This window comes from Aeromonas sp. Prich7-2, assembly GCF_017939255.1.
Lineage (GTDB): Bacteria > Pseudomonadota > Gammaproteobacteria > Enterobacterales > Aeromonadaceae > Aeromonas > Aeromonas caviae.
In genome coordinates this window covers 19,048-38,530 of sequence record NZ_JAGKRI010000008.1, presented here as the reverse complement: position 1 = coordinate 38,530, position 19,483 = coordinate 19,048, and the positions used below count along the sequence as shown (strand labels likewise).

Here is a 19,483-nt window from a genome sequence, read left to right as displayed (position 1 = left end):
ACACCAAGCGGGGGCGGGGTGCAATCCTGGTCGCAGGAGGAGGGGCCTGTGACCGGGGGATGTCTCTCAGACCGGCGTGGCGCCGGCCTCCTGCTCGCTGGGGCGGGTGAGGCGCGCCGAGTCGGGCAGGTCGTCATCGTGCGGCCAGCGGGTGAGCAGGGGATCCGTGGTGCTCTCCACCCCCTCGTCGTCCCGGAACACCGGCTCCCGGTAGCAGCGGGTCATGCGCAAGGCCTGGTACATGTCGGGGCAGAGGATGATGCCATCCTCGCCAACCCGGATCCCCGCCTGTTTGAACCACTGGCTCATCTGGCCGTGCCGACCGGCCATCACCATGTGGATGCCGCGCCGCTTGAGCTCCTTGTGCAGCTCTCCCACCATGCTCATCACGCTGATGTCCTGATGGGTGAAGCAGGCCACCGCATCCACCACCAGGCACCTGGGATTGTGGGGATCCTGCACCAGCAGTGCCAGCACCCGCCGCTTGAAGTAGGGGGCGTTGAAGTAGGTGAGCGGGGAGTTGAAGCGATAGACCAGGATGCCGGGAATCGCCTTGGCCTGCTCGTTGTCCCCCAGGGTGCGCACCACGCCCTCGTCGTCCATGCCGAGCAGCTGGTCGGTGGGGCGCATCACGTTGCGCAGGAACTGGAACAGCCCCAGCAGGACTGCGAGGGTGATGCCCGGAATGACCCCCATGGTGAGCACGCTGACAAAGGTCACCAGGGCGAGCCAGAAGGCGGCGCGGTCCGAGTCGCGCAGGGCCAAGAGGCCGCGAAAATCCGTGAGCGACAGGGAGGCCATCACCAGCACCACGCCGAGGGCGGCGGTGGGAATGTATTGCAGCGGTGCCGTCAGGTAGAAGGTGACCAGGGCGATGACGGCGGCGGCGATGATGGAGACCAGCTGGCTTTTGCCGCCGTTGGCGTCGTTCACCGCGGTGCGCGAATCCGCCCCGCTGATGGCAAACCCCTGGGAGGCGGCCGCCGCCAGGTTCGCCATGCCCAGCGCCCTAAACTCCTTGTCCGCATCAATCTCGTAGCCATTCTTGGCGGCGAAGCTGCGGGCGGTGAGCATCATGGAGACGAAGCTCACCATGGCGAGGTTGAGGGCGGGCAGCACCAACTCACGGATAAGCCCGGGGGGAAAGTCCGGCATCTGGAAGGCGGGCAGCCCCGAGCCGATGGTCCCCAGGGTGGCGATGTCGACACGGCCGAGATTGAACAGCCACACCAGGGCCGCCGTCACCACCATGGCCACCATGGAGGAGGGCCAGGCCGGTCTGTAGCGCTTGGCCAGCAGCAGGGTGAGCAGGGCGGTCAGGCTCATGGCCAGGGTGGGCAGATGGGTCTGGGTAATGTAGCTGGTGCCGTTCAGGATCCGCTCTATCAGGTAGCGCTCGCTGAAGGTGAAGCCGAAGATCTTGGAGAGTTGGCCCACCATGATGGTGATGGCCACCCCGTTGAGCAGCCCCATCAGGATGGGGCGGGAGAGAAAGTCTGCCAGCACCCCCAGTTTGAAGCGGCTGGCGATGAGGCACCAGAAGCCGGTCATGGCGGTCATGGTCATCACCAGTTGCCAGTGACGGGTGGGATCCCCGGCGGCGAGCGGCGTTACCACGGCGGCGATCACCGCGCAGGTGGCGGCATCCGGACCGACGATGAGCTGACGGGAGGTGCCAAAGAGGGCGTACACCACCATGGGCAGGATGCAGGAGTAGAGGCCGACGATGGCGCCCACCCCGGCGAGCTCCGAATAGGCGATGGCCACGGGCAGGGCCACGGCCGCGACCGAGAGGCCAGCGCGAAGATCCGGCATCAGCCAGGCCCGCTGGTATTGCAGCAAGGCGGCGAGCCCCGGCAGCCAGCGCTCGAGAGAGAAGAAGTCGCGCATTATTTAACCCATTGAGTTACAAACATCTTTTTCTTAGTGTGCCCAAGGTTGTCGATCCTTTGCAATCCGCTCATGGCCAGTTCACCACAAGGTCAGGCCAGATGCGTTGCCACTCCTTGGCCCTGACCCGTTCGCTAAAGATACGGCTCTCCTGGCGACAGCGCGGATTGGGGCTCACCACCAGGGACCAGTTGGGGGCAAAGCCGTAGGGGGCCAGCCACTCGAACGCATCATCTGCCAGCAGGCGGACCCCGATGCAGGTGGGTATCTCCACCCAGTGGCTGAGGGCCGACAGCGAGCTGGCAAAAGGAGGCACCTGCTGGCGCAGATGCATGCGGGCCTGGTTGCGCACCTCCCACTGCTGGCCCGGCATCCTGGCGGCGAGCCAGGCTTCGTGATCGGCCTCCTTCAATCCAGTCGGATCAGCGCTGTCCAGATAGATAAGATCGATGTCGTTGAGCGGGGTGGGCTCGGCCTTGTGATGGAGGTGATCCCAGATGAGGTTGCGCACAAACCCCGCCCCCAGGGCCCAGTCGGGCAGGGCCAGCTCCCGCGCAGCCCGGAGGCAATCCATGCGCGGGTGATCAGCCCGCAGCAGGGCCTCGGTGCAGGCCCGCAGGTGCGCCTCCCGCAGCGCCCCGGCTTCAACCGGCATTGCGGCGCAACCAGACGTCGATGTAGCTGCAGCTCGGCACTATGGTGAGCCCCTCGGAGAGGGTCCACTCGTAGAAGCGGCGGGCCAGCTTGTCGGCAATCCCCTGTCCGCGCAGCTCGGGGGGAACCTGGGTGCTGTAGGCGTCCACCGTGGTGGCGTCCAGCCGGCGATAGGCAAGGCGGGAGAGCTTGCCGTCCACGGTGCAGACAAACTGCTGCTGATCGGCCTGGTGAAGGATGTCGCTCATCGGGAGTCCTCTCTGGGTGAATGGGAAGATCAGAACATGGCGGACAGGGTTTGCCAACGCCATTCTTTGCGCCCATGGCGGGCTCGCTTACACTGGCCGGCCTGCGAATGGTCGCAAGGCAAGGTATAGAACATTGAGAGAGGATGGATCCGTCATGGCCTTCGCCACCCTGGACGATCTGATAGGCAACACCCCGCTGCTGGCGCTGCGCCGCATCAATCCGCACCCCGGCGTCACCCTGCTGGCGAAGCTGGAGGGCAACAACCCCGCCGGCTCCGTCAAGGACAGGGCGGCGCTGAACCTCATCAGACAGGCAGAGGCGAGTGGTCACTTAGCGCCAGGGGCCCGGCTCATCGAGGCCACCTCCGGCAATACCGGCATCGCGCTGGCCATGGTGGCGGCGTCCCGGGGTTACCGGATGCGGCTCATCATGCCGAGCAACATGAGCCAGGAGCGGCGCGACGCCATGCAGGCCTACGGCGCCGAGCTGGTGCTGGTGGAAGAGGGTATGGAAGCGGCGCGAGACCTCGCCCTGGCCATGCAGGCGCGGGGGGAAGGACTGGTGCTCGATCAGTTCAACAACCCCGCCAACCCGGATGCCCACTACCGCTCCACCGGCCCCGAGATCTGGCGCCAGAGCGGCGGGGCGGTCACTCACTTCGTCTCGGCCATGGGCACCACGGGCACCATCATGGGGGTCTCCCGCTACCTCAAGGAGCAAAACCCGGCGGTGGCGGTGATCGGCTTGCAACCGGCCGAGGGGAGCCAGATCCCCGGCATTCGCCGCTGGCCCGAGGCCTACCGGCCCGCCATCTTCGAGCCTGCGCGGGTCGATGGGGGGCTGGATGTGACACTGGAAGAGTCCCTCGTCATGATGCGCCGCCTGGCGCGGGAGGAGGGGATCTGCTGCGGTGTCAGCTCGGGTGGCGCCGTGGCCGGGGCCTTGCGGGTGGCGGCGGAGATCGGGCAGGGGGTGGTGGTGGCGATCATCTGCGATCGGGGGGATCGCTATCTCTCCACCGGGGTCTTCACCCCCGATGTCTGACGGGCAAGGGGCCTGCTACTCCCAGGCCCGCTCCAGCAGGGCCAGCAACTGGTCCCTGTCCGCATCCTTGCGGTTGTAGAGCAGGGCGCCGTCGTTGATGGCGAGATCCCGGATCCCGGGCAGCAGCGCCTTGTCGGTGAGGCCCGCCTCCCGCAGGGTGCGGGGCAGCTTGACCGTCTGCCACAGGGTATCGCGCAGTGCCTGCAACGCCTCGATGGTGGCCTGGGGTCTCCCCTCGGCCGGGGTCGCGGCAAAGCGCTCCGGCCCCACCAGGGGCAGCAGCAGGCGGGCCAGCTCGGGGTCGATGCCGGGCCGGTTGTAGTCGAGCACGGTGGGCAGGAAGAGGTTCATACAGAGGCCATGGGGCAGGTGGCAGCGCGCCCCCAGACTGTGGCCAAGGGCGTGTACCAGCCCCACCATGGAGTTGGAAAACGCCATGCCCGCCAGGGTGGAGCCCTCCGCCAGTTGCAGCCGCAGGCCCTTGTCCGTCGGGTGGGCCAGCACCCTGGGCAGGGCGGTGGCAATCTTCTCCACCGCCATCAGGGCCAGGGCGTCACTGACCGGGTTCTTGCCGTTGCCGATGAAGGCCTCGATGGCGTGGGTCATGGCATCCATGGCGGTGGCGGCGGTGATGGGCAGCGGCAGCCCCTGGGTGAAGCGGGGATCCAGCACCGCCAGCCGGGGCAGCAGGAAGGGGGAGGTGAAGGGCACCTTGCGCCCGCTCCCTTCGTCCTTGATCACTGCCACCAGCGTCACTTCGGAGCCGGTCCCCGCCGTGGTGGGGACCACCGCCAGGGGGTTGAGGGGACGGGTCAGGCAATCCGCTCCGGCATAGTCGAGCAGCCGCTCGCCCCCCAGGGTCGCCAGTATGTTCACCGCCTTGGCGGTGTCGATGACGGAGCCGCCGCCAAGGGCGAGCAGGCTGTCACAGCCCAGCTCCCGGTAGTGGCGGGCGATCCGCTCCACCACGGCGGTGGAGGAGTCCGCCGGGATCTCGTCCCAGATGGCGGCGACCGGCAAGGCCCCTTCGGCCATCACATCGGCCAGCAGGGTGGCGAGCCCGCTGCCGCTGACCCCCATGTCGGTGAGAAGCAAGGGGCGGCCAGCTCCCAATCCCCTCAGGGCATCCGGCAACTGCTCCAGTGCCTGCTCCCCCGCCATCAGCTTGACCGGGCAGAAAAAATCGTAATAACGGCTCATCCCGTTCTCCTCGTGTTCAACCGGTCAGAAGACCCAGATAGATGTGGCAGGCCCGCGCGAGCTTGCGATGCGGGTCCGGGTAGTGGCGAAGCAGGGGCCGCGCGATGAAGGCGGGCAGGATCAGGCTCTGCAACTGCTCAAGCGCTCGCACCAGGTGCATGGCCGCGTCGAGATCCCCATCCACCAGCAGCCGGTTTTCGCAAAAGGCCTGGTTGATGCCGAGGCGAAAACTGAGGGCGCGAAAGGCGACGGCGGGATGCTTGAAGCGCACCCGCAGGGGGTGGGGGCCGTCATGGGCACAGGTCGAGTGCGCCCTGCCAGCCTCCTCACCGCAGTGCCAGCGCCCCGCGAACTTGTAGAGACTCAGCCCCCGGGTCATGCCGTTTACCTCCAGCCTGATGGTGAGGCCGTCCGGCAGGGGGGCAAGCTCGCGGCGCACCGCCTCGTCGACCCGGGCGGCGCGGCACAGGGTGCGGCCGATGATCCAGAGCAGGCTGCCAATCCAGAGGCGCCTGCCGGTGGCAAGCAGGGCGTCAGGGCGCATGGGAACCTCCACTGATGGCGGACCAGAAGAGGGCGAAGGCGCTCTCCTGCCAGTGGGGGTCTTCTCCCAGTTCAGGCTGATCGACAAAGAGGGAGGCGCAGGCCAGAAACTGGCCCTGGCACACCTCCAGCATCAGGGCAGGCGGGGCCGACATCAGCTCGCCGCTGGCCTGGCCCCGGGCGAGCAGGCCCGGCAGAAAATGCAAGGTCTCAGCCAGGATCTGGCTGCGCAGGGGGCGGGCCAGCAGGGGGGAGTGGAAAAAGCCCAGCACGAACCTGAGCTCACGGGGGTGGGCCTGCATCCAGCCCATGGCCTGGTGCCAGTAGTGGCGGGCCTGCTCCTGGAGCGGCAGGGCGGCATCGGCCTCGGTGATGGCGGCGCCAAGGCGTGTCTTGATCTCCTGGTAGAGGCACTGGATCAGCACCTCCTTGCTGGGAAAGTGATGAAACAGGGTGCCATTGGCCACCCCGGCCGCCTTGGCGATGCGAGCGGTGGCGGCGCCCTGCAGGCCATCCTCCGCGCACAGGGCCAGGGCGGCATCCAGGATCTGGCGGCGTTTGTCGGTCATGGTCTCTCGCATCTCGCCTCCTAGCGCAGGAACAGGGCCATCATCAGCCGCTGGTACCAGCGCCGATAGGGGGGGTGAATGAGGGAGCCTGTGCTGAAGCGCCCGCGGCGCAGCACGGTCTTGGCCTTGGAGAAGGTGAGAAACCCCTCGCGGCCGTGATAGTGGCCCATGCCGGAGGGACCGATGCCGCCGAAGGGGGCATCGTCCGCCGCCACCTGGAACAGACTCTCGTTGATGGCCATGCCCCCAGCGTGGGTCTCCCGGATGAGGCGGCGCTGCAGCGTCTCGTCCAGGCTCATCAGATAGAGCGCCAGGGGGCGGGGGCGGGCCGCCACATAGGCCAGGGCCTCCTCGATGTCGTCATAGGGCACCAGGGGCAGCAGGGGGCCGAAGATCTCCTGCTGCATCACCTGGCAGTGGCCGGGCACCTCGGTCAGCAGGTGGGGCACCAGCTTGCGGGTGGCGTCATCCCGGGCGGGCGTGACGCAGGGGTGGATCTGGGCGCCGGCCTGCCTCGCCTCCTCCAGCCAGGCGGTGAGCCGCTCGTACTGGGGAGCGTTGATGATGGCGCCATAATCCGGGCTCTCGAGCCCTTTGGGGTAGAGGCGGCGAAAATGGGCCTGATAGGCCTCGATAAAGGCCTGCTCCTGCCCCCTCGGCAGCAGTACGTAGTCGGGGGCCACGCAGATCTGGCCGGCGTTGAGGCTCTTGCCGAAGATCATCCGCTCTACCGCCAGGGCCAGGGGCATGTCGGGGGCGATGAGACAGGGGCTCTTGCCGCCGAGCTCCAGGGTGAGAGGGGTGAGCTGGGGGGCGGCCGCGGCCATCACCAGCCGACCCACCGCCGTGGAGCCGGTGAAGATGAGATGGTCGAAGGGGAGGGCGCTGAAGGCGGCCGCGATCCCTGCATCCCCCTCGATGACCACCACCTCGTCACTGCCGAGGGCCTCATCGAGCAGGATGCGCAGCACGGCGTTGGTGTGAGGGGTGAACTCGGAGAGCTTGATCATGGCGCGGTTGCCGGCGGCGAGGGCGCCGATGAGGGGCCCGAGGCTCAGCATCACCGGGAAATTCCAGGGCACCATGATGCCGACCACGCCGAGGGGCTGATAGTGCACCTCAACCCTGGCGGGGGCCAGCAGCAGGCCGGAATGACGGCGCTCCGGTTTCATCCACCCCTTGAGCCGTTTCAGGGTGTAGTTGATCTGCATGACGCAGGGGAGCACATCGGCGATCAGGCTGTCGTAGTCGCTGCGCTGGCCGTAGTCCCGGGCCAGGGCCTGACACATTGCCTGTTTGTGGCGCAGCAGCCCCTGCTTGAGGGCGTCAAGTCTGGCGCGGCGGGACGCCAGATCCGGCATGGGAGTGGCCTGGCTGGCCTGCCTGAGCCGATGCAGTTGCTCGGGGAGGGAGAACTTGTCCGGTGAGGCGGGGGTGACGGTGGTGTCCATGGCATGCTCCGCACGAAAAGTGACCGACTGATTAGTCGGTCCAAATCTAGCGATTCGTTGCCGACTTGTAAACCGGGCGGGGGCAGAGGGTGGCTGCCAGTGGGGAGCGTTGTCCGGAACTGTGTCCGGGCTCCCATTTTTGAGGCATTCGGATTGGTCTTATATCCAATAAGGGGTAATTGTGGGGCACCAACTCGGAGGGAGAACCGCACATGACCAGGGAATTGCATAGCCTGCTGGCCCGGCTGGATGACGTGATCGCGCGCATGCCGGACAGTTTCAATACCTATGAGTTTGCCCAGAAGCTGGCGCTGCAACATCAGCAGGAGTATTTCGCCGCGGGCCACTCCCTGGCGGGCCAGGAGAAGAACCTGCTGCGCCTGCTCCACGAGAAGATTGCCCTGGCGCTGGCGAGCCATGAGGGCGTCATCGAGGGGGCCCTGCTGCCCTGTATGACCCCCTGGGGGGAGCGTGCCACCTCGCCCCGCTGGCACCGCAAGCACTGACCCGGCAACAACATGAAAAGGCCCCTCGGGGCCTTTTCATGTTTGGGGTCGCACCTACTGGACCAGCCTGCGGGCCTGCCAGTAGCGGCTGTTCCAGTAGACGTTGTCGAGGCGCGAGCGGATCACGCCCTTGCTGGTGGAGGCGTGGATGAACTCACCTGCCCCGGTGTAGACCCCGACGTGGTACTGCTGCCAGCCGGTCTTGAAGAAGACCAGGTCCCCGTGCTGGAGACGGTATCTGTCCACCGGGCGGCCGAGGCTCGCCTGGGATTCCGTGGTGCGGGGCAGGGTGAAGCCCAGCACCTGGCTGTAGGCGAGCTGGGTGAAGGCGGAGCAGTCGAGACCGGCGCGGCTGGTACCGCCCATGCGATAGGGCACGCCGCGCCACTGCTGATAGAAGTTGTCGAATGCGCCGCTCTGGCGCACGGGAGGGGGAGGCTCCGGCGTGCTGGAGCAGGCGGCGAGAAGCAGGGCCAGCAGGGGCAGCAGCAAGGTGCGAAACATCTCAACTCCTTGATAGGGCACGGGGTTCATCATAGACGATGATCCTGCCTGGAACCTGAATGACAACGGCATTGACGAGTGGCCGCCTGTGGGGCAGCCACTGGATCACCCCGCCGGTTTGGGGGTAATGAGCGGCGTCAGCAGCTCGGCAATCTTGTAGAAGGTCTGCACCCGCGTGGTGCTGGGGCGCCACACCAGGCCTATCTCCCGATAGGGTTTCTCACCGGGCAGGGGGATGGCCACCAGGTCCGTGTTGTCGAGGATGCCCGCATCTATGGCCATCTGGGGCAGGAAGGTGGTGCCAAGACCGGCCCCCACCATCTGCACCAGGGTGTGCAGACTGGTGGCGGCGAACGGGTTGATCTTGCTCTTGTCCCGCAGCCGGCAGGCGCTCACCGCGTGCTCCGTCAGGCAGTGCTCCCGCTCCAGCAGGAAGATGCTCTGGTTGGGCAGCTCCTTGTAGTCGAACGGCATGTGCAGGCCCGCCGCCATGTGGGAGGGCATCACCATGTGGAAGGGATCCTGGCCGACGGTCTTGCTGTGGAAGCCGCCGATCTCCACCGGCAGCGCCAGGATCAGCAGATCGAGCTGCCCCTGCTCCAGCTGCTTGAGCAGATTGGTGGTGGTGTCTTCCCGCAGCAGCAGCTCCAGATCCGGATAGGCCTTGCCGCACACCTGCAGCAGCTTGCTCAGCAGGAAGGGGGCGATGGTGGGGATGCAGCCCAGGCGCACCGTGCCGTGCATGACGCCCCCCTGCTGCTGCCCCAGCTCCATCAGATCCCGGGCGTCGGAGAGCAGGTTGCGCGCCCGCGCCACGATCTCCATGCCGACCGGCGTCATGATGAAGCTCTTGTGATCCCGCTCCACCAGTTGCAGGTTCATCATGTCCTCCAGGGTCTGGATCCCGGTACTCAGGGTCGACTGGCTGACATGGCAGGCCTTGGCGGCGCGGTTGAAATTCTTGTGCTCGTCCAGAGCGACCAGATACTGGAGCTGCTTCAGGCTGGGCCAACGTTGCATAGGAGAAACCCGATCGATGCTATCTATTTGATTTGATTAATCTACCATCGAGAAGCCCCGTTGTCGTCGACAAATCGGTGCCCCCTGGCAGGCGCACTGCCTCACGCACATGGGGTGGCCTGCGCCGATGAGCTGGTCACCCCTCATTGGTCAGGAGCTTATCCCCTTGTGCCGCGCCATTGAAGGGGCGCCGCCATGGGATGTGACGGGGATCGGCCTTCGGGCGGGGCGCCCTGCGCGCAGGAGCGGCCATAAAAAAACGCGCCGGTGGGCGCGTTTTTGCAGAAGGGGGGCGGACTATTCGTCGAAGATACCGAAGTGATCCTTGGCGAAGTTGACCCGCTGCTCCACGTTCATCTTGACCTGACCCAGCTTCTCGATGGTCTTGAGGTTGGGCACCAGGCCGCGACCGTTGGCGATCTGGATGGCAAGGCCCGGACGGGCGTTGAGCTCCAGCAGCATGGGGCCGCGGAACTTGTCCAGCACCATGTCAGTCCCGATGTAGCCAAGACCGGACATCTCGTAGCAGGAGGCCGCCAGGTTGAGCAGGGTGTCCCAGTGAGGCACCTTCAGATCGTAGAGATCCAGGCCGGTGTCCGGGTGGTGGCGCAGCGGGTTGCCAAACTGCACCGCCCGCAGGGCGCGGCCGGTGCGCAGGCACAGCCCCACCCCCACGGCGCCCTGGTGCAGGTTCGCCTTGCCATCGGAAGCCGAGGTGGAGAGGCGCATCATGGCCATCACCGGGAACCCCTTGAAGATGATCACCCGGGCATCGGGGACCCCTTCGAAGGAGTAGCCGTCGAACACGTCGTCGAAGTTGATGAGCCCTTCCACCAGCGCCACGTCGGGCTTGCCGCCGAGGGAATAGAGCCCCGCCAGGATGTTGGAGACATGGCGCTCCAGATCCTGGCCGTTGGCGGCGCTGCCGTTGGGCTTGTAGAAGAGGCCGTCCTCCTGGCGCAGGATCACCAGGATCCCCTTGCCGCCGGAGCCGCGGGCCGGCTTGATGCAGAAGCCCGGCCAGTCCTTCACCAGCGCGGTGATGCGAGTCACGTCGTGCTGCTCGCGGATGGTGCCGATGAGTTCAGGCACCGTCACCCCCGCATCCAGCGCGATGCGCTTGGTCTTGAGCTTGTCATCCACCAGCGGATAGAGGCGGCGCGGGTTGTAGCGGCTGATGTAGGAGTGGTTGCGCTTGTTCATGCCGAGGATGCCTGCCTGGGACAGGCTCCACGGACTGGTGTATTTCTGCCAGAACCACATCTGTTACTTGTCCTTACCCGGGGTGGCACCAGACTTCATTTCGTCCACCAGCGGCTTGAAGCGCTTGAGCTCGCTCAGCTTGTAGCCGGTGTAGTTACCCATCAACAGCACGGTCGCCATCAGCACCAGCTGCAGGCCGAGGAAGTTGAAGGTGAGGTGACGAATGAGCTCGTTGTCCATGGCCAGGTAGGCGATGACCGCCACCAGCAGGGAGCCGCCGCCCTGGCGGAACACCTCTTTGGGACCCTCTTCTTCCCACAGGATGGACATGCGCTCGATGGTCCAGGAGAGGATGATCATCGGGAAGAAGGTGATCTTCATGCCGTCGGTCAGCCCCAGCTTGAAGGCGAACGCAGAGAAGATGCCGATCATCGAGATCACCATGATGATGATCGCCGATATTCGGGCGACCAGCAGCAGGTTCAGCCTCGAGAGGTAGGAGCGGATCACCAGGCCGGTGCCGACGATCAGCAGGAAGCCGATGAGGCCGGTGACCAGCGAGGTCTGGATGAAGGCGACCGCGATCAGCACCGGCATGAAGGTGCCGGAGGTCTTGATCCCCACGATGACCCGCAGGAACACCACCATCAGCACGCCGATGGGGATGAGCAGCAGACCCTTGAACAGGGCTTGCTCTTCCAGGGGCAGGCTGTGGATGGAGAAGTTCATCATCTCGGATTTTTCGAACTTCTGGGCCAGGGCCACGTTGACCGGTTGCTCCTGCTCGATCATCGAGAAGGTAACGCGGGAGTTGTGACCGCCGGTGACGTCCAGGAGGGCGCCGGAGTTGTACTCCCACAGCAGCAGGTTGGCCGGTTGACCCTGTTCACCGCTTTGCGGGTTGAACAGCTTGTAGTCGGTCGGGCTGTTGAAGACCTGCAGGTAATCCACCAGCTCCTGACGGCGACGGCCATCTTCCAGGCTGAGGGCGTGAACCACCCGGGCCGGGACGTCCGCGTTGTTGAGCAGCTCGGCAATCAGATTGGCGCGGCTCTTGTGGGACTTGAGCAGCTCGGCGTTCTGTTCCTGCTTCTCGATCTCCTTGATGATCTCGCGGGTCAGGGTGTAGCCGTCGGCGGAGCGCTCCTGGGCGCGCTCCAGGATCTGCTTCATGGCCGTGGCGTAGGGCTCGCTCTCGATCTGCTTCTCGATGGCGGGCGGCTGCGGGTTGGCGGCGGGCTTGGCATGGGCATCGGCCATCATGTCGACCCGGTAGTAGAGCTCCTGACGGCCGGAGGCGGTGCGGATGGACCACTCGGCGCGGGCATCCCCGTCTTTTTCCACGAACGACAGGCCATAGCCCGGGCTCGCGGCGTTCTCGTTCATCAGGGTGAAGCCGGGCTGGGTGCCCGGAATGGCCAGGGAGGCGATCACCGGCTCGCCGGTGGCCTCGAATTCGAGCTTGGCTTCGATGGACCAGATCTGGCGCTTTTCACCCGGCGTGAGCGGGACGTCCAGCGCGATGTGATGATAGAAGGTCATCCCCAGGCCGACGATGTAGAGCAGGGCGACCAGCAGATAGAACGGCTTACGGGAAACCATGGATTATTTCACATCCTTGAGCTTGGGTTTGGGTTGGATATATTCGCGGGCCACGTCGACCACGGCGATGTCTTTGAGGAATTCACGGCCCAGCAGCACGGGGAAGGTCATGTCGCTGCGGTCCTTCAGGGTAAATTCGGCCTTCTCGGTCATGTCGCCGATGCGCACGGCGAGGCGAACCACGGGGCGACGGTCGAGATCGTCGGCGGAAGCCTGACGGACCCGCACGTGACGCACCAGGGGCGCTTCAATCTGGATCTTGTCGTCCATCTCCTGGTGGCTCAGGAAGAAGCGCACCCAGTTCTTGCCGTTGCGCTCGAAGATGGTGATCTCCTGAGCGCTGATGGAGGAGGTGGTGGCGCCGGTGTCGACCCGGGCCTGGAAGGCGTCGTTGGCGGCGTCAACCCAGATCCACTCCGCTTCACCCACCAGCAGCTTGCCATCGACGGTGTGGCCCTGGCTCGGCGCCGGGCACTTCTCGGTGGGAATGGGCATGGCCTTGGGCGGCTCGGGAGGCAGGGTAGCCAGCTTGCTGTCGACTTTCTTCACGGACTCTTTCATGTTGGTGACATCGGTGTTGAGCTGAACCAGCAGGTGCTGTTGCTGCACATACTGCTTCTGTTGCTGTTCCATGGATGTTTGCAGACGTTGCTCGCTCAACGAGATCTCGTTGCGCAGCTCGGCCAGCGTCAGGGTCGGGGCCGGGGGGGCTTTTTCCATACTGACACACCCGCCGAGACTGAGCAGGGAGAGCAGGGTCATTCCTTTTAATTTGCTTTTCATGTCATTCATTTAACTGTGCTTCCTGGAATTGGGTCAGTGTAACTTCCACAGCCGCCATCGGCTAGTCTTTGGCCTTTCTGGCGATCAGTACGGCACGTTTGGGTGCCGGGTATCCTTCGACCGTGAGTGCAGGATTGTGTGGATCCAGATAGTCACTCAGGGACTCGTTAATCATCCAGTCGGTACGACGCTGTTCGTCGGTGCTGGTCATATTCTCGTCGACGATGCGCACATCGGTGAACCCGCAGCGCTCGACCCAGCGTGTGAGGGCCGCGCTCGAGGGGAGGAACCAGACGTTGCGCATCTTGCCGTAGCGATCGGAGGGCATCAGCACCTGGTTTTCGTCGCCGTCCACCACCAGGGTCTCGAGCACCAGCTCCCCATCGTCTTTGAGCTGGTTGCGCAACTGCTCGATGTGCTCGATGGGGGACTTGCGATGATAGAGCACCCCCATGGAGAAGACGGTGTCAAAGGCCCGCAGCGCCGGCAGCTCCTGGATACCGAGCGGCAGCAGGTGGGCGCGCTGGTCGTTGCCTGCGAAGTGGCGAATGGCTTCGAACTGGCAGAGGAACAGCGGGCTTGGGTCGATGCCGACCGCCAGTTTCGCCCCTTCCCCCACCATGCGCCAGAGGTGGTAGCCGCTGCCGCAGCCCACGTCCAGCACGTAGCGGCCCTGGAGCGGGCTGATGTGGGGCAGCACCCGATCCCACTTCCAGTCGGAGCGCCACTCGGTGTCGATGTGGATGCCGTGCACATGGAAGGGGCCCTTGCGCCAGGGCATGAGCTGGCGCAACAGGCTCTCGGTCTTCTTGCGCTCACCCTCTCCCAGGCTATCGGAGCCGCCGATGGCGACCCGCTCTTTGAGCTCGATCCGGCCGGGGGCCACGACGGGCAGCTTGGCGAGGGCGCGGTTCCAGCGCGGCAGATCCCCGTGCAGGTTGTCGTGCTGCCAGGCGTGCAGCTGGGCGGGCAGGGTGTGCAGCCAGTGGCTCAACCGGTTCTTGGCGATCAGTTGATAAAAATGGGCGAAATCGATCATGGCTTAGTTGGTGTCGCTGGCTTTGATGGCAATCATGGAGCCGAAGTTGAAGCACTGGAACCAGAGGTCCAGGTGGGTGAAGCCGGCGTCCCGCAGGCGCGCCTGATGGACCGCCAGGGTGTCGGTGCGCATCACGTTCTCAAGGGCGGTGCGCTTCTGGCTGATTTCCAGCTCGCTGTAGCCGTTGGCCCGCTTGAAGTCGAGGTGCAAGTCGATGAGCAGCTTGTTGACCTGCTCGTCATCGAAGCGGAACTTCTCGCTCAGGATGAGGATGCCGCCGGGGCGCAGGCCGTCAAAGATGCGCGCGATGAGGGCGGCCCGCTTCTCGGGGGCGACGAACTGCAGGGTGAAGTTGAGCACCACCACGGAGGCGTTCTCGATGGGGATGTCGCAGATGTCCGCCTCGATGAGTTCCACCGGTACCTCGGACTTGAAGCCCGAGAGGTGAGCGCGGGCCCGCTCGATCATGGGGTGGGAGAGATCCACCGCCGTGATGTGGCAGCCGGGCTGGGTGACGTGGCGGCGCATGGCCTGGGTCGCGGCGCCGAGGGAGCAGCCGAGATCGTAGAGGCGGCTCTGGGGCTGGGCGTAGCGGGCGGCCATCATGCCGATGGCGGAGATGATGTTGCTGTAACCGGGCACCGAGCGCTGGATCATGTCGGGGAAGACATCGACGACCTGCTCGTCAAAGCAGAAGTCTCCCAGACGGGCGATGGGGGCGGCAAAAATCTGATCGTGCATGCTGACGCAACCTGACAGCCGGTGTGGTAGGCGGCTGTTTTATTCAATTGAATCTTGGGTGGACGGGCATCGAAATGGCGTCGTCACCGGTTGACGAACGGGGTGGCTTGCTCCGGGATCCTTCGGGCTGCCCCTGTTCGCAACGGGCCATGGTCCGGGCCCTCAGGGTGCCGGGCTGGGGTGGGCAACGCATTGCCATGCACCCAGGCCCGGGACCTTACTTGGGGCGCTAGTGTAGAGGAAAGGCGGGCGTTTGTCTTGACGCCAACCCCGGTGGGGCCACAAAAAAAGCGGCTTTTTTTGGGGACGGAGAAGGGGCGGGGAGGGGGCCGCTCAAAAGGGCAGCACCCCCTGGCGGGCGCGATCGTTTTCTCCTGGCCAGGGGGCCATCTCCTGGCCGAGCAGGCGGCTGATCTGCCGTGCGAGTTCGGGGGCCCGGGCATTGTCGGCGGTGTGAACAAAGAGGTAGAGATCCTTGCCCTCCTGGAGCCATTGTTTCCAATGTGGCAACCATGGTGGCAAAAAAGGGTGATTGTCCTCGATTTGAGGCAAACCAATCAGGCGCACCACCGGGGCACCCCCTGTGGCCAGCAGATGGACCGGCAACCTGGGTTTCTTGCCCTGGGCATCGATCATGGCGGCCGTGGTGGCGGGCACCGAGAAGAGCGGACGGCTGTCGAGCATGATGCGATTGATGCCCCGCGCCATCAGCATCCGGTTGAGGGCCCGTTCCGCCTCCCCCTTGGCGAAGAAATCGGGGTGGCGCACCTCGAGGGCATAGGTGAAATCCTGGGGCAGCCGCGCGAAGAAGGCATCCAGACGGGCCAGCCCCTCTGGCCCGAAGCGGGCGGGCAGTTGCAGCTTGAGCAGTCCCAGCTTGTCATGCAGGGGGGCCAGCAGGCGGATGAAGGCCGTCACCTGTTTGTCCGCGCTCATCAGATCGCTCTGGTGGCTGATCTCCTTGGGAAACTTGAAGCTGAAGTGAAAGTGGTCGGGGACAGCATCGGCCCAGCGCTGCACCGTCTCCGGGGTCGGCGAGGCGTAGAAGGTGGTGTTGCCCTCCACGGAGTTGAACACCCGGGCATAGTCGGCGAGGTGCTCGGCGGGCCTGGCATTCATCCCCAGCAACTGGCCGGGCCAGGCCGGGTGTGACCACTGGGGCAGGCCCAAATAGAGGCTCATGATGGTTCCTGTCGGCAGGTTGGCGCACTTTTGCCCTCCTTTTTGCGCCAGAACAACAAAAAACAGGGTAAAGGGGGCTGCGGGCCATTTTACCCAAATGGAGGTTTTCCTCTATAATGCCAACCCTTTTGTTTGCCACATTGTCGTAATGCGCGCGACCGAGCCCCCGGGTGACGATGATCGCGGCCCGGCAGTGGCCAGACAACGACGCCAGCCGATACCCCGGCGCCCACTCGTCATCCCGGTCGGGAGCGGGGGCATGCCTGGGGCGGCGGCAAGAATCCGGCTCGGGGAGCCGGATGACCCGAGACAGATTTCAAACCGGGCAAGAAGCAGGATCTGGCCAGCTGTGAGACAGACGGTGCTTGCCAGTCGTGCCCGGCGACCCAGGATGAACCGTCTCTCTACCATTTCGAAGGAAGAAGTCCATGCGCTCTATCTATTGCGGACAGGTCAACGAGGCCCATGCCGGGCAGACCATTACATTGTGCGGTTGGGTCCATCGTCGTCGTGATCTCGGCGGCCTCATCTTTATCGACATGCGCGACCGCGAGGGCATCGTGCAGGTGTTCTTCGATCCGGACAAGCCGGACGCCTTTGCCCTGGCCTCCGAGCTGCGCGGCGAGTTCTGCATCCAGGTGACCGGCGTGGTGCGTACCCGCCCCGACTCCCAGCGCAACAGCGACATGGCCACCGGTGCCATCGAGGTGTTCGCCCACGAGCTGACCATCATCAACCGTGCCGAGCCGCTGCCCCTTGACTTCAACCAGGTCAACAGCGAAGAGGTGAGCCTCAAGTACCGCTACCTGGACCTGCGTCGTCCCGAGATGGCCAAGTACCTGAAGACCCGTGCCAAGGCCAGTGCCTTCGTGCGCCGCTTCATGGACGAGCACGGCTTCCTCGACATCGAGACCCCGATGCTGACCAAGGCGACCCCGGAAGGGGCCCGTGACTACCTGGTGCCGAGCCGCGTGCACAAGGGCAAGTTCTACGCCCTGCCGCAGTCCCCCCAACTGTTCAAGCAGCTGCTGATGATGTCCGGCTTCGACCGCTACTACCAGATCGTCAAGTGCTTCCGCGACGAAGACCTGCGTGCCGACCGCCAGCCGGAATTCACCCAGATCGACGTGGAGACCTCCTTCATGACCGCACCCCAGGTGCGTGAAATCATGGAAGAGATGATCCGCAAGCTCTGGCTGCACATCCTGAACGTGGACCTGGGTGACTTCCCCATCATGACCTTCGACGAAGCCATGCGCCGCTTCGGCTCCGACAAGCCGGATCTGCGCCTGCCCATGGAGCTGGTCGATGTGGCAGATCTCTTGACCGAGGTGGAGTTCGCCGTGTTCGCCGGCCCCGCCAAGGATCCGAAAGGCCGTGTGGCGGCTCTGAAGGTACCGGGCGGCGCGGAGCTGTCTCGCAAGCAGATCGACGAGTACACCAAGTTCGTCGGCATCTACGGTGCCAAGGGCCTGGCCTGGATGAAGGTCAACGACGCCGGGAGCGGCCTAGAAGGGGTGCAGTCCCCGGTGGCCAAGTTCCTCTCTGACGCCATCGTGCGCGAGATCCTGGCCCGCACCGGCGCGATGGATGGCGACATCATCTTCTTCGGCGCCGATTCCAAGAAGGTGGTGTGCGATGCCATGGGCGCCCTGCGCCTGAAAGTGGGCCGCGATCTGGGCCTGGTGGAGAACGTCTGGAAGCCCCTGTGGGTCATCGACTTCCCCATGTTCGAAGAAGATGGCGAAGGCGGTCTGGCGGCCATGCACCACCCCTTCACCGCCCCGAGCAACCTGGGCCCGGCCGAGCTGAAAGCGAACCCGGTGGGCGCTTACGCGAACGCCTACGACATGGTGATCAACGGCTACGAAGTGGGTGGCGGCTCTGTGCGTATCCACAACAGCGAGATGCAGTCCACCGTGTTCGACATCCTGGGGATCACCCCGGACGAGCAGCGCCTGAAGTTCGGCTTCCTGCTGGATGCCCTGAAATACGGCACCCCGCCCCACGCCGGCCTGGCCTTCGGTCTGGATCGCCTGAGCATGCTGCTGACCGGCACCGACAACATCCGGGATGTCATCGCCTTCCCGAAAACCACGGCGGCCGCCTGTCTGATGACAGACGCCCCGAGCTTTGCCAACCCGGCCCAACTGGGCGAGCTGGCGATTGCGACCACCGTCAAGGGTGACGAATAAGCCGTTATCGGCAACAAAGGCCGCAGCGATGCGGCCTTTCCCGTTTCCCCCTGGGCGCAACCAGTGTTACTGAAATTTCCAACTATAACGGAGAGTCCCTATGGCAGGTCACAGTAAATGGGCCAACATCAAACACCGCAAGGCGGCGCAAGACGCCAAGCGCGGCAAGATCTTCACCAAGCTGATCCGCGAAATCACCACCTCCGCGCGTCTGGGTGATGCCGATCCTGCCAACAACCCCCGCCTGCGTGCGGCGGTGGCGGCAGCCCTGACCAGCAACATGACCCGCGACACCATCAACCGCGCCATCGCCCGTGGGGCCGGCGGCGGTGACGGCGAGCAGCTCGAGACCATCGTGTACGAAGGGTACGGCCCGGCCGGTTCCGCTGTCATGGTGGAGTGCCTGACCGACAACCGCAACCGTACCGTGGCCGAAGTGCGTCACGCCTTCAGCAAGTGCGGCGGCAACCTGGGGACCGACGGCTCCGTGGCCTATCTGTTCACCAAGAAGGGGGTGCTGACCTTCGTGGGCGCCGATGAAGACGCCCTGATGGACGCCGCCCTGGAAGCCGGTGCCGACGACGTGGTGACCGAAGAGGACGGCTCCATCGAGGTGTATACCACCCCGAACGATTTCGGCACCGTGCTGGACGGTCTGGAAGCTGCCGGCTTCAAGCCCGAGAGCGCCGAAGTGACCATGATCCCCTCCACCGAGGCGGAACTGGATGCCGAGACCGCACCCAAGCTGATGCGCCTCATCGACATGCTGGAAGATCTGGACGACGTGCAGGAGGTGTACCACAACGGCTCCATCTCCGACGAGATCGCCGCGACCCTGTGATCCCCCAGAGCAAAGGGGAGGGCGATCACAACGGTCCTCTCCCCCTGCTCCGACGAGATTGCCGCGACCCTGTAATTGCCTCTCGGGAACGCTGTGAGACCCAGGGCAGGGGGGAGGGCGACCACAACGGTCCTCTCACCCGGCTCCGACGAGATTGCCGCGACCCTGTTCAGGTTCGCGAACACACAGGTGCCACACCTTGTTTACCTTCGCAAGAACGGCAGCTCGGGCTGCCGTTTTTTTATGTGCCAGACCGCGCACCTCCCC

Annotated in this window: 19 protein-coding genes; 4 read left to right on the top strand and 15 right to left on the bottom strand. The window is 64.9% G+C overall.

Features of this window, described 5'->3' with window-relative positions; genetic code table 11:
- Positions 1 to 66: 66 nt before the first annotated feature.
- The 3 genes from J9892_RS02145 to J9892_RS02135 all read right to left on the bottom strand — a co-directional run bounded on the left by J9892_RS02145 (position 67) and on the right by J9892_RS02135 (position 2,792).
- Positions 67 to 1,890, bottom strand: coding sequence for a SulP family inorganic anion transporter (locus tag J9892_RS02145; RefSeq protein WP_210537950.1), 1,824 nt, complete (start codon positions 1,888 to 1,890; stop codon positions 67 to 69).
- Between the two features lie 70 nt (positions 1,891 to 1,960).
- Positions 1,961 to 2,545 carry a nucleotidyltransferase family protein gene (locus tag J9892_RS02140; RefSeq protein WP_113977960.1) on the bottom strand — a complete coding sequence of 195 codons (585 nt, stop codon included), beginning with the start codon at positions 2,543 to 2,545 and terminating at the stop codon, positions 1,961 to 1,963.
- Entirely contained in the window at positions 2,535 to 2,792 is a 258-nt protein-coding gene (locus J9892_RS02135) for a GNAT family N-acetyltransferase (RefSeq protein WP_113977962.1), read from the bottom strand. The genes J9892_RS02140 and J9892_RS02135 overlap by 11 nt, the downstream gene beginning before the upstream one ends.
- A 154-nt stretch (positions 2,793 to 2,946) precedes the next feature.
- Here J9892_RS02135 and cysM point away from each other — a divergent pair, with 154 nt between their 5' ends.
- Positions 2,947 to 3,837 (top strand): cysteine synthase CysM, encoded by an 891-nt coding sequence (gene cysM / locus J9892_RS02130; protein ID WP_210537949.1) that lies wholly within the window; start codon positions 2,947 to 2,949, stop codon positions 3,835 to 3,837.
- 15 nt (positions 3,838 to 3,852) lie between these two features.
- Here cysM and J9892_RS02125 read toward each other — a convergent pair whose 3' ends face one another.
- Genes J9892_RS02125 through J9892_RS02110 form a run of 4 tightly spaced genes read right to left on the bottom strand, consistent with a single transcriptional unit; the run spans position 3,853 to position 7,600 of the window.
- On the bottom strand, positions 3,853 to 5,037 hold the full coding sequence (locus tag J9892_RS02125; protein WP_210537948.1) for an iron-containing alcohol dehydrogenase: 1,185 nt from the start codon (positions 5,035 to 5,037) through the stop codon (positions 3,853 to 3,855).
- A 16-nt stretch (positions 5,038 to 5,053) separates the two neighbouring features.
- The gene (locus J9892_RS02120; protein ID WP_210537947.1) at positions 5,054 to 5,581 is read right to left on the bottom strand and encodes a hypothetical protein; all 528 of its coding nucleotides are present in this window, start codon (positions 5,579 to 5,581) and stop codon (positions 5,054 to 5,056) included.
- Positions 5,571 to 6,161: a TetR/AcrR family transcriptional regulator gene (locus J9892_RS02115; RefSeq protein ID WP_143237321.1), complete on the bottom strand. Its 591-nt coding sequence runs from the start codon at positions 6,159 to 6,161 to the stop codon at positions 5,571 to 5,573. The genes J9892_RS02120 and J9892_RS02115 overlap by 11 nt, the downstream gene beginning before the upstream one ends.
- A gap of 8 nt (positions 6,162 to 6,169) precedes the next feature.
- Entirely contained in the window at positions 6,170 to 7,600 is a 1,431-nt protein-coding gene (locus J9892_RS02110) for a coniferyl aldehyde dehydrogenase (RefSeq protein WP_210537946.1), read from the bottom strand.
- A gap of 212 nt (positions 7,601 to 7,812) precedes the next feature.
- On the opposite strand from J9892_RS02110, the gene J9892_RS02105 reads away from it, so the two are divergent.
- Positions 7,813 to 8,106: a hypothetical protein gene (locus J9892_RS02105; protein ID WP_010674084.1), complete on the top strand. Its 294-nt coding sequence runs from the start codon at positions 7,813 to 7,815 to the stop codon at positions 8,104 to 8,106.
- Positions 8,107 to 8,160: 54 nt separating this feature from the next.
- On the opposite strand, the gene J9892_RS02100 is transcribed toward J9892_RS02105, so the two are convergent.
- The 8 genes from J9892_RS02100 to J9892_RS02065 form a co-directional block, all read right to left on the bottom strand.
- The gene (locus tag J9892_RS02100; protein ID WP_029314241.1) at positions 8,161 to 8,610 is read right to left on the bottom strand and encodes an NlpC/P60 family protein; all 450 of its coding nucleotides are present in this window, start codon (positions 8,608 to 8,610) and stop codon (positions 8,161 to 8,163) included.
- 105 nt (positions 8,611 to 8,715) lie between these two features.
- Positions 8,716 to 9,630 (bottom strand): hydrogen peroxide-inducible genes activator, encoded by a 915-nt coding sequence (locus J9892_RS02095; RefSeq protein WP_010674086.1) that lies wholly within the window; start codon positions 9,628 to 9,630, stop codon positions 8,716 to 8,718.
- Positions 9,631 to 9,927: 297 nt separating this feature from the next.
- Entirely contained in the window at positions 9,928 to 10,893 is a 966-nt protein-coding gene (locus tag J9892_RS02090; protein WP_010674087.1) for an alpha-L-glutamate ligase-like protein, read from the bottom strand.
- Positions 10,894 to 10,896: 3 nt separating this feature from the next.
- Positions 10,897 to 12,435 carry an inactive transglutaminase family protein gene (locus J9892_RS02085; protein ID WP_010674088.1) on the bottom strand — a complete coding sequence of 513 codons (1,539 nt, stop codon included), beginning with the start codon at positions 12,433 to 12,435 and terminating at the stop codon, positions 10,897 to 10,899.
- 3 nt (positions 12,436 to 12,438) lie between these two features.
- Entirely contained in the window at positions 12,439 to 13,197 is a 759-nt protein-coding gene (locus J9892_RS02080) for an ATP-dependent zinc protease (protein ID WP_010674089.1), read from the bottom strand.
- 82 nt (positions 13,198 to 13,279) lie between these two features.
- Entirely contained in the window at positions 13,280 to 14,257 is a 978-nt protein-coding gene (cmoB, locus tag J9892_RS02075; RefSeq protein WP_102948186.1) for a tRNA 5-methoxyuridine(34)/uridine 5-oxyacetic acid(34) synthase CmoB, read from the bottom strand.
- Between the two features lie 3 nt (positions 14,258 to 14,260).
- Positions 14,261 to 14,998: a carboxy-S-adenosyl-L-methionine synthase CmoA gene (cmoA, locus tag J9892_RS02070; protein ID WP_210537945.1), complete on the bottom strand. Its 738-nt coding sequence runs from the start codon at positions 14,996 to 14,998 to the stop codon at positions 14,261 to 14,263.
- A 333-nt stretch (positions 14,999 to 15,331) separates the two neighbouring features.
- Positions 15,332 to 16,180, bottom strand: a complete 849-nt coding sequence (locus J9892_RS02065) for a DUF72 domain-containing protein (protein ID WP_210537944.1) — start codon at positions 16,178 to 16,180, stop codon at positions 15,332 to 15,334.
- A 428-nt stretch (positions 16,181 to 16,608) separates the two neighbouring features.
- Between J9892_RS02065 and aspS the strand changes: the two genes are divergently transcribed.
- Together aspS and J9892_RS02055 are read left to right on the top strand one after the other, a co-directional pair.
- The gene (gene aspS, locus J9892_RS02060) at positions 16,609 to 18,375 is read left to right on the top strand and encodes an aspartate--tRNA ligase (RefSeq protein ID WP_010674093.1); all 1,767 of its coding nucleotides are present in this window, start codon (positions 16,609 to 16,611) and stop codon (positions 18,373 to 18,375) included.
- A gap of 100 nt (positions 18,376 to 18,475) precedes the next feature.
- Positions 18,476 to 19,216, top strand: a complete 741-nt coding sequence (locus J9892_RS02055) for a YebC/PmpR family DNA-binding transcriptional regulator (RefSeq protein ID WP_104455637.1) — start codon at positions 18,476 to 18,478, stop codon at positions 19,214 to 19,216.
- Positions 19,217 to 19,483: the final 267 nt, after the last annotated feature.

Coding starts and splice junctions, on each gene's coding strand:
- J9892_RS02145 (WP_210537950.1), bottom strand. CDS start 1,890: ATGCGCGACTTCTTCTCTCTCGAGCGCTGGCTGCCGGGGCTCGCCGCC.
- J9892_RS02140 (WP_113977960.1), bottom strand. CDS start 2,545: ATGCCGGTTGAAGCCGGGGCGCTGCGGGAGGCGCACCTGCGGGCCTGC.
- J9892_RS02135 (WP_113977962.1), bottom strand. CDS start 2,792: ATGAGCGACATCCTTCACCAGGCCGATCAGCAGCAGTTTGTCTGCACC.
- cysM (WP_210537949.1), top strand. CDS start 2,947: ATGGCCTTCGCCACCCTGGACGATCTGATAGGCAACACCCCGCTGCTG.
- J9892_RS02125 (WP_210537948.1), bottom strand. CDS start 5,037: ATGAGCCGTTATTACGATTTTTTCTGCCCGGTCAAGCTGATGGCGGGG.
- J9892_RS02120 (WP_210537947.1), bottom strand. CDS start 5,581: ATGCGCCCTGACGCCCTGCTTGCCACCGGCAGGCGCCTCTGGATTGGC.
- J9892_RS02115 (WP_143237321.1), bottom strand. CDS start 6,161: ATGCGAGAGACCATGACCGACAAACGCCGCCAGATCCTGGATGCCGCC.
- J9892_RS02110 (WP_210537946.1), bottom strand. CDS start 7,600: ATGGACACCACCGTCACCCCCGCCTCACCGGACAAGTTCTCCCTCCCC.
- J9892_RS02105 (WP_010674084.1), top strand. CDS start 7,813: ATGACCAGGGAATTGCATAGCCTGCTGGCCCGGCTGGATGACGTGATC.
- J9892_RS02100 (WP_029314241.1), bottom strand. CDS start 8,610: ATGTTTCGCACCTTGCTGCTGCCCCTGCTGGCCCTGCTTCTCGCCGCC.
- J9892_RS02095 (WP_010674086.1), bottom strand. CDS start 9,630: ATGCAACGTTGGCCCAGCCTGAAGCAGCTCCAGTATCTGGTCGCTCTG.
- J9892_RS02090 (WP_010674087.1), bottom strand. CDS start 10,893: ATGTGGTTCTGGCAGAAATACACCAGTCCGTGGAGCCTGTCCCAGGCA.
- J9892_RS02085 (WP_010674088.1), bottom strand. CDS start 12,435: ATGGTTTCCCGTAAGCCGTTCTATCTGCTGGTCGCCCTGCTCTACATC.
- J9892_RS02080 (WP_010674089.1), bottom strand. CDS start 13,197: ATGACCCTGCTCTCCCTGCTCAGTCTCGGCGGGTGTGTCAGTATGGAA.
- cmoB (WP_102948186.1), bottom strand. CDS start 14,257: ATGATCGATTTCGCCCATTTTTATCAACTGATCGCCAAGAACCGGTTG.
- cmoA (WP_210537945.1), bottom strand. CDS start 14,998: ATGCACGATCAGATTTTTGCCGCCCCCATCGCCCGTCTGGGAGACTTC.
- J9892_RS02065 (WP_210537944.1), bottom strand. CDS start 16,180: ATGAGCCTCTATTTGGGCCTGCCCCAGTGGTCACACCCGGCCTGGCCC.
- aspS (WP_010674093.1), top strand. CDS start 16,609: ATGCGCTCTATCTATTGCGGACAGGTCAACGAGGCCCATGCCGGGCAG.
- J9892_RS02055 (WP_104455637.1), top strand. CDS start 18,476: ATGGCAGGTCACAGTAAATGGGCCAACATCAAACACCGCAAGGCGGCG.